Source organism: Synechococcus sp. R3-13 (assembly GCF_047462195.1).
Classification (GTDB): domain Bacteria; phylum Cyanobacteriota; class Cyanobacteriia; order Thermostichales; family Thermostichaceae; genus Thermostichus.
Genome location: NZ_JANSIO010000313.1, coordinates 1 through 8,344 on the forward strand (window position 1 = coordinate 1; position 8,344 = coordinate 8,344).

Below are 8,344 nucleotides of genomic sequence, written 5' to 3' on the forward strand. Positions count from 1 at the left end.
TCTTTTGGCTCAAATGAAAGATCAACACAACCCAGCAACGCATCGAGGGTGCAGGGGCTGGTACCCAGGTATTCCACCCCGCAGGGCCGCTGGGCCAGCTTCTGTTGCTGATGAAAGAACTGCAGAGCAGGGGCGATGCCGATGATCTCGAAGGTGTAAACCATGTTGCTCCGCAACGCTGACGCGACTGGGCTCAGTCCTACAGAGTTTTTTGCGAAAGATTCTAAAAAGGGGACTAGCAGTCTCACAACCAAATCAAGGTTGGGATCCCTTCCCAACTATCCTTGATCTGATCCTGGATGTTAGGTATTGATTATACTCAACTTGGGCAAAATGCCAAGGCAAAGGACAGGCAGATCCCTGCGTGGCGAAATACTTTTGCGCCACAGAGGAAGGCTTTGCCTGATGGGCACTCCCTCGTTCAGCTCTGTGTAAATAATCTGTGCAGAAATCTGTGCAGATAAGAGGTAAAGCTGCTAGCAAACACAAGTGAGGACTGCTAGCATCCAATGGGATCTTTTGCTAATTGGCTTTAGCTACACAACTACAGCCCACTAAGGGACCACGGGATACGGTTGTATGGTCATTCTAGGCTAATTGAGACACTCCCCAAGCGTTCCGCGCCGCTGCCGCGACCACCCCCAGCCCCTCTCCCAGAGGGAGTCATCCCTCACCCCCAGCCCCTCTCCCAAAGGGAGAGGGGAGTTAGGAAGCAATACAACAGAATCTTTCAGTCCTGTTTAAAATGACTATAAACCTGCTTGTTTTAAACCTCGTTGGGGTCAAGCCTCGTAAACACGATTTTTGTATCCCCCAGTTTGTGAACAGGCTGTATTGTCACCTGCCTTTTCTGCAGACATTGAAGCAGACATTGAAGATTGTGACTTGAGGCAAGCAAAAGCACAGGCATCAAAAAACTGGCGTGGCCGCATTCTCCGACCGCGCCACCAGCTCAAGCCCTCTCCTCTACCCAAGTCGGTATTGCGTCTTGGGCCTTTTCTTGAGTGGGGGGGAGTTGAAACTGGATGCGCGGCTGCCCTACCCCATAGGTGAGGGTGTAGCTCCACTGCAGGCAGCGCAGCCACAGGCGGGGGTAACGCGCTTCTAGCCAGGGCTGCAGGCGACGCAGCAGATTTGGAAGCCAGCCCCTGAACAAAGCAGAGGTCAAGGCCAGGCCGGTATAGCTGAGGTAGGTGGGTAGCCACTGGGCAAAGCCTTTGGCCCCTACGGCCTCCCAGATCCACAGCAGCAGCCGTGGGTTTTGCAGGGCAGCTTTGATGGCCATGCGGTTAAAGGCCAGCCAGCCAGCCCGGTCTTTGATGAAATCGTCCACCACCTCCGGCGGCTCGGTGGCGAGAATGCCGAAAAAGCTGTTGAGAGTGGCATTGATGCGCTCGGGGGGCAGCACCTTGCCGGTGGGCACCATCATCCCCCGCGAGAAGAGCCAGGTGACGGCCGAGTTGCCCTGGTAGGCCCGGATCTGGGCTAAGTCCGCCGCCCTGAGCAGGTCGTGGCGCAGCGCCGTATCCAGCAGATCGCACAGGCGGGGGCAGTTGCGCACCAGGGATCCAAAGCCGGTAAAGCTGAGGGGCGATTGCATGGCTGCCGCATCCCCAATAAGCAGCACCCGGTCAAAGGGTTCCGAGGACTCCGTCCCGCTGCCGCGAATAGGGTGCCGGGGCTGGCCAAATCGTCCGGGGATATAGCCGAAGGTCGCTTTTTTCCACTGCAGGCGCTCTGGGTCGCAGCGGCGGTATTCCGGCAGAATAGTGAAAAAATCTTCGTACAGTTCCAGCAGGGATCCGGGGTTTTCCGGATGCACCTGGTGGTAGTGGAACAGATAAAAGGTAAGATCTTCGCCTGGGCCGGGGAACAGCTCCCAAATGAGTTGCCGACCGCGGCTGATGTCCCCGTGGCTGGCCAGAATGTCCCCAAACTGGGGATCCCATACCCCTGGCTCAAACCCCCCCGCAATGGTAGCCCCCACCGTGGGGCAGACGCTATCAAAAGCCCGATGGCGGTAAAGCTGCTGGGCAATGGGAGAGACTGTTCCCATAGCATCCACCACAAGGCGGGATCCCAGCCGAAACTCCTCGCCGGTGGGCAAATCCTTCAAAACCAGCGTGACGCCTTGTTCGCCAACATAGGCCCGCTGAAACTCGGTGCGCTCGTAGATAGCTCCCCCGCAGGAAGTGAGAATTTGGCCACAGAGCTGCAATAGCTTTTCCGCGTCAATGGCCAGATTGAGTACCGTCGGCGTGTGCAAAACGGGAGCGCGAACCGGGCTATTGCCGTCAAAAAACTTGTTGAACCCATCCGTGTATTCCCGCAGGATCAAGCTCTCCATCTGCTCGGCGCTCAAAAGGCCCAAATCCACCAGGGTTTGCAGCTCCCGCCGGGAGATGTTCCACTCGCGGTTCATGCGGCCAAAAGGGAGTCGCTCCACCAAGGCCACGCGGTAGCCCAAGCGAGCCATGGCCGCTCCATAGATGGCTCCCAGCGCTCCTCCCACGATGGCCAGATCCCACTCCACCGGGGCCGGCTCAGGGCCAGGCTGGCGAAACAAGACCGGCTGAGCAGGGCGGTGGGCTGCGTGGCAATGTTGCACTTCTTCCCGCCAGCGCTTTTCCCACCAGTACACCCGCTGCAGGTCAAATTCTCCATTGGGGATCCGCCGAAAATACTTCACCGTTTGCGGGTAGAAAGGCTCAAGCTGATCGAAGATGGATCCCCGGTTCAGATCGATCTGGGGCAACTGCGGGTAGCGGTGGGGAAATTGGCTTTGGATGGCCTGTTCCAGCTCTCTCAGCCAGCGAGCTTGGCGGGGGAAGGGCTGCTCCGACCACTGGAACACCTTGAGATAGGTAGTGTTCAGCCCCGACCACAAGAAAAGGGCCAGCTCAGCGCCGGATCCCTGTAGGCGCAGGCCCGTGGGGGTAAGAACCTTCTGGCTGCCTTGGGGCAGGGGGATACACTCCTGTAGCCAGCGCAGCACTTGAGCACTATCGGGGCAAGGGATCTCGCGGTAGTAAAGGGAAGTAAGCACGGCGCCGAGATAAGAAACCGAGCAAATCTTTACCCATTGTGACATGAGGGGATCCCTCCCTTTGCCGATCCCAGGGATCACCCCCTACCCAGGTTTCCCCCCAGCTGCAGATCTGCAGGGGTGTTGCAATTGGTGAGCATCCTCTCAAGGGACTCCGTCCCGCTGTCGGGAACGGTCAGGGGCAGGATGGCTGTTGGCACCTGGGATAGCCAGACCTGAAAGGATCTTCCTCCTGCCTGCAAGAAACTCTCCAGAGAACCTAGCTGCGCCAGGCGATAGAAGCCACACAGGGGCTCCCAGCCCCGCTGACTTTTGGGCAGGGCGGCCACCGTCTGAGGGGGCAGGGTGGCAAGGCGCTGTCGCCAATCCCCAAGAACCTGCTCCTGCAAGCAGGGCAGATCGCAGGCCAGCAGCAGGATCCACTCCGGGGGAGCAGCCAAGGTTTGTAGCCGCCGGATCCCCTCTTGAAAGGCCAGCAGCGGGCCTCGGTGTTGCTCCGCAATGCTGTCCCGACCACGTGGGTCTTGCCCGACCAGGGGGGGAACGTTTTCCCGCCAGAGGTGCCAACCGGGATCCACCACCGGCGCATAGCGCTCCGGCCAGGGGGTGAGGATGTAAACCGCGTCGGCGCAGGCTGCTGCCACCTGAGCCACCCGTCGCAGCAGGGGGATCCCATCCCAAAGCACCAAGGCTTTGTCGGATCCCATGCGGCGGCTGTTGCCCCCGGCCAAGATCAGAGCCACGACCGCAGGCAGGGAATCTTCAGACATCTTGGGCATGCGGCTTTTCCACAGGGTTGCCGAGCACCAGGTATGGGTGGGGGAATAGGATAGGGATCCCATCCTCTCCTCACTCTAGCCGCTATGTCTGAGCCCTCTGGTCGTCTGGTTTGGAACCACTCTACCCATATCTCAGGGTTGATCCCTGTTTTGGAACGCCTGACCCGGCAGGCGGGCATTAAAACCGTGACGCCGGGCGCTCTGTCCTGCAGCCGTGGGCGGATCCCCCAGTTGCAGTTGCGGGTTTCGGTGCCGATCCGGGGCGGGTACAAGCTGGTGGCCCGCAAGGGAAGCAGCGTGCAAGAGGTGTTTGTGGTAACGGATCTCAGCCAAACCGAGCTAGAGGCGGCTATTCTCCGCTGTTTGTAGTCAACTGTTTGTAGTCAACCGAGCCTCGTTATTGCTCCGCAACGCTGTCCCGACCCAGAACTTCGTCCTGCTGGGGCAAATGGCACATCAGTTGAGGATGAGTTAGCTATGTCTCGTGCTAGTCTCAAGCCCGCCCGTATCAGCGCTGTTTTACCCGGATCCCTGGCAGCAGAAGTGGGCATCCAACCTGGAGAGGCCCTGGTCAGCATCAACGGCGAACGCCCCCGCGATCTCATCGACTACCGCTTCCTGATCGCTGAGGAGTGTGTAAGCCTGGAGATCTTGAATAGCCAAGGGATCCCGCGCACAGTTGAGCTGGAGAAGGGAATCGACGAGGATCTGGGGCTAGAGTTTGAGACAGCCCTGTTCGATGGCCTGATCCAGTGCGCCAACGCTTGCCCCTTTTGCTTCATCGACCAACAACCTCCGGAAATGCGGGCAACGCTGCACCTCAAGGACGACGACTACCGCCTCAGCTTTCTCTACGGCAGCTACCTCACCCTCACCAACTTGCCTGCTGCCGAATGGGAGCGCATCGCTCGCCTGCGCCTTTCTCCCCTCTACGTGTCAGTGCATGCTACCGACCCGGAGCTGCGCAGCCGCTTGCTCAAAAACCCGCGGGCTGGCCTGATTTTGGAGCAGTTGGCCTGGTTTCGCCAGCATCGCTTGCAACTGCACGCACAGGTGGTGGTCTGCCCAGGCTGGAACGATGGGGATCACCTCACCCGCACACTCCTCGATTTGGCCGCCTTTCGCCGGCCCGTAGACGGGATCCCCACCGTCCTCTCGGCAGCAGTGGTGCCGGTGGGGTTGACGCGCTTTCGCCCCCCTGGTGATGAGCTGGTTCCTGTCGATGCGGCCAAGGCCCGAGAAGTGATCCAGCAGGTGGAAACTTTGCAGGTCGGGTTTCGGCAAACATTGGGATCCACCTTTGCCTGGCTGGCCGATGAGTGGTATCTGCTGGCCGGGCGGGAACTGCCACCGGCAGAGCACTATGAAGATTACCCGCAGCTGGGGAACGGGGTAGGCTCCCTGCGGCTTTTCCTCAGCCAGTTCGAGCAGCTCAAACTGCCGCCTGAGCTCCCTTCTCCCCTCAAGGTTCTGTGGGTGGTGGGCAATGCCGTAGAGCAAGCCTTCCAGCCTGTGGTGGAGCAGATGAACCGCATCCGCGGGCTGCAGTTGGATCTTTTGCCTATTGCCAGCCGATTTTGGGGCCAAACCCTGACGGTGACCGGGCTGCTGACGGGGCAGGATATCTTGGATGCCCTGAAGTCTGTGGAAAACTTGGCGGACTATGATGGGCTATTGCTACCCCAGATCGCCCTTAAGGATGGGGAGCGCTTTTTGGACGATCTGACCTGGCAAGAGGTGCAGGCCCAGGTGGGGATCCCGGTGGTGCGGGTGGACGGCGGGCCGGCAGGCTTGGTGCAGGCGGTGCAACAGCTAGAACAGGGCTATGCCTACAGCACCCTGTGTTGTTCCGCGACGCTCAAGCGAACGGAAACTGCACCGCTGACGCGATCGAGAACAGCTTTAGGCCGAGGATCCTGAGGTAATGCAGAGGTTGCGGCGCGGATTGCTTCTGCTGCTTTGGGTGGGGCTGGGGATCCTGGCCATCACGGGCTTGGCGGCTTTCTACGTAGATCTGGCCTGGTTTGCCGAGCTGAATGCCCTGCCGGTGCTGTGGACGCGGGTGATTGCCCGCTGGGGGCTGGGCCTGGGCGCTTTCCTCTTTGCCCTGGCGGTGACGGGATCCAACATCTGCTCCTGCTGGCGGGGGGCAACCTTGGCTGGGGCCTGGGCGATTGCCACAGGTTTGAGTGTTTTCTTTGCTTGGTCTCTTTCCAATCACTGGTTCACTCTGTTGCTCTGGCTCAACCAAGGGCCCGTCGGGGAGTCGGATCCGATTTTCAACCGCGATCTCAGTTTTTTTCTCTTCAGCCTGCCTTTCTGGGAGACGCTGCAGCAGTGGTGCTTCAACCTGGTGCTGCTCACCTTGATTGCCGTTGTCCTCATCTACTTGGTAGAGCTGGGGCTTTCCGAGCAACGGCTGACCTTGGCCCTCTCTCTCTATGCCCAGCGGCACCTGCTGATCTTGGGGGGATCCCTGTTTCTCATTCGCGCCTGGGGCCATTGGCTGGATCGCTACGAGCTGCTCTATTCCACCCGCGGCGTTGTGTTTGGGGCCGGTTTTGCCGATGTGCATGCAACTCTGCCGGCCACGACCTTGATGAGCGGGGTGGCGGGCTTGACGGCAGTGGGGTTCTGGGTTTTGGCCCGCCAAGGGATCCGCCTCAACCTCCCTTTCCTCAAGTCCTGGTGCCCTTCCTGGGCCAGCTCTCTCCTGGCGCCGGCCATCCTCTGGGGGGCCTACCTGGGGTTTGGGCTGCTAACCACCCAACTTTATCCCCAACTGGTGCAGACCTTCTTGGTCACCCCCAACGAGCTGGAGCTGGAACGCCCTTACATCGAGGACAACATCCGTTTTACCCGTGCTGGCTTTGGCCTGGCCGATGTCGAAGTCCAACCCTTCCCGGAAGGGGGAGCCCTCACCTGGGAGATCCTGCAGCAAAATCAACCCATCCTGAGCAACGTGCGCCTCTGGGATGCGGATCCCCTATTGGCCACCTATCGACAACTGCAAGAAATCCGCCCCTACTATCAATTCCCCTATGTGAATGTGGATCGCTACCGCATCGGGGGAGAATTGCGCCAAGTCATGCATGCCGCCCGCGAGCTGGACTTTGCCCAGGTACCCCCCGCTGCCCAAACCTGGGTCAACCGGCGGTTTTTTTACACCCACGGCTACGGCCTCACCCTCAGCCCGGTGAACGTGGTGACCCCTGAGGGCCTGCCGGACTTTTTCCTGTCGGATATCCCGCCGCGGGTTTCTCCCCGCTACCCTGAGGTGGCCCCCGTCTTGCGGGTGGAGCAGCCGGCCCTCTACTACGGCGAGCTGACTACCACCGATGTTTTCGTGGGTGCTGAGGCGCGGGAATTGGACTACCCTGCAGCAGAGCGCTATGTGTACAGCAGCTATCAGGGCAGCGGTGGCGTGCCCATTCCCCACCTCTGGCAGCGGTTTCTCTACGCCTGGCATTTTGGCGATCTGCGCATCCTTCTCAGCCGCGAGCTGTCTTCTGCCACCCGCTTTCTCTATCGCCGCCAAATCCGCGAGCGCATCCGTCGGGTGATGCCCTTTTTGCTCTACGACCGGGATCCCTACCTGGTCATTCAAGGCGGCAAGCTCTACTGGTTTTTCGATGCCTATACCACCAGCAGCCGCTACCCTTACTCCGAGCATGTGCCCGGCTTTTCCTTCAATTACATCCGCAACTCGGTCAAGGCGGTGATGGACGCCTACAACGGCAGCATCGATTGGTACATTGCCGACCCTCGGGATCCCCTCATCCAAGCCTACGCCCGCATCTACCCCACCCTCTTCAAGCCTCTGGAGGCAATGCCGGAGCCGCTGCGCCAACACATTCGCTACCCGCAAGACCTCTTCCGCCTGCAAGCGCAGCAGTTCGCCACCTACCACATGACGGATCCCCGCCTCTTCTACAACCGCGAGGATCAATGGCAGATCCCCGGCCAGTTCCGCAACCGGCGGCGCATCCCCATGCAACCGCAATATCTCATCCTCACCTTGCCGAGGGATCCCCAAGAGGTTGCCAATCACACTCCTGAGTTCGTCCTCCTCTCCCCCTATGCCCCTGTTAACAAGCAGAACATGGTGGCTTGGATAGCGGCCCGCTGCGACGGGGAAAACTACGGCAAGCTCCTGGTGTACGAGTTTTCCAAGCAACGGCTCATCTATGGCCCGGAACAGGTGGAAGCACGGGTCAATCAGGATCCCTTGATCTCCGAGCAAATTTCCCTCTGGAACCAGCATGGGTCGCGGGTGAACCTGGGCACGCTGCTGGTCATCCCCATCGAGACTTCTTTGCTCTATGTTCAGCCCCTCTACATCGAAGCAGAACAGGGCCGCCTGCCCCAGCTCACCCGGGTGATCGCTGCCTACGAAGACCGGGTGGTGATGGAACCGACCCTCAGCCAAGCCTTGGAATCGCTCTTTTTGCCGAGGGGTAGCCGGTAGAGAAAGGGATCCCTTCTCATTTTTGTATTGGGTGGTTGACGAAACTTAACG

The 8,344-nt window shown here is 59.6% G+C and carries 5 protein-coding genes; 3 read left to right on the top strand and 2 right to left on the bottom strand.

Features of this window, described 5'->3' with window-relative positions:
• Positions 1-952 precede the first annotated feature (952 nt).
• Positions 953-3,046 carry an FAD-dependent oxidoreductase gene (locus tag NW856_RS09755; RefSeq protein ID WP_414400017.1) on the bottom strand — a complete coding sequence of 698 codons (2,094 nt, stop codon included), beginning with the start codon at positions 3,044-3,046 and terminating at the stop codon, positions 953-955.
• A 77-nt stretch (positions 3,047-3,123) separates the two neighbouring features.
• Entirely contained in the window at positions 3,124-3,888 is a 765-nt protein-coding gene (locus NW856_RS09760; protein WP_414400018.1) for a molybdenum cofactor guanylyltransferase, read from the bottom strand.
• 21 nt (positions 3,889-3,909) lie between these two features.
• Here NW856_RS09760 and NW856_RS09765 point away from each other — a divergent pair, with 21 nt between their 5' ends.
• The 3 genes from NW856_RS09765 (at position 3,910) to NW856_RS09775 (ending at position 8,293) form a co-directional block, all read left to right on the top strand.
• Entirely contained in the window at positions 3,910-4,194 is a 285-nt protein-coding gene (locus tag NW856_RS09765) for a DUF2103 domain-containing protein (protein WP_011432039.1), read from the top strand.
• Between the two features lie 108 nt (positions 4,195-4,302).
• Positions 4,303-5,745, top strand: a complete 1,443-nt coding sequence (locus tag NW856_RS09770; RefSeq protein ID WP_414400020.1) for a TIGR03279 family radical SAM protein — start codon at positions 4,303-4,305, stop codon at positions 5,743-5,745.
• Positions 5,746-5,749: 4 nt separating this feature from the next.
• A complete protein-coding gene (locus NW856_RS09775) occupies positions 5,750-8,293 on the top strand; it encodes a UPF0182 family protein (protein ID WP_414400021.1) in 2,544 nt (847 codons plus the stop codon).
• The last annotated feature ends 51 nt before the right edge of the window (positions 8,294-8,344 follow it).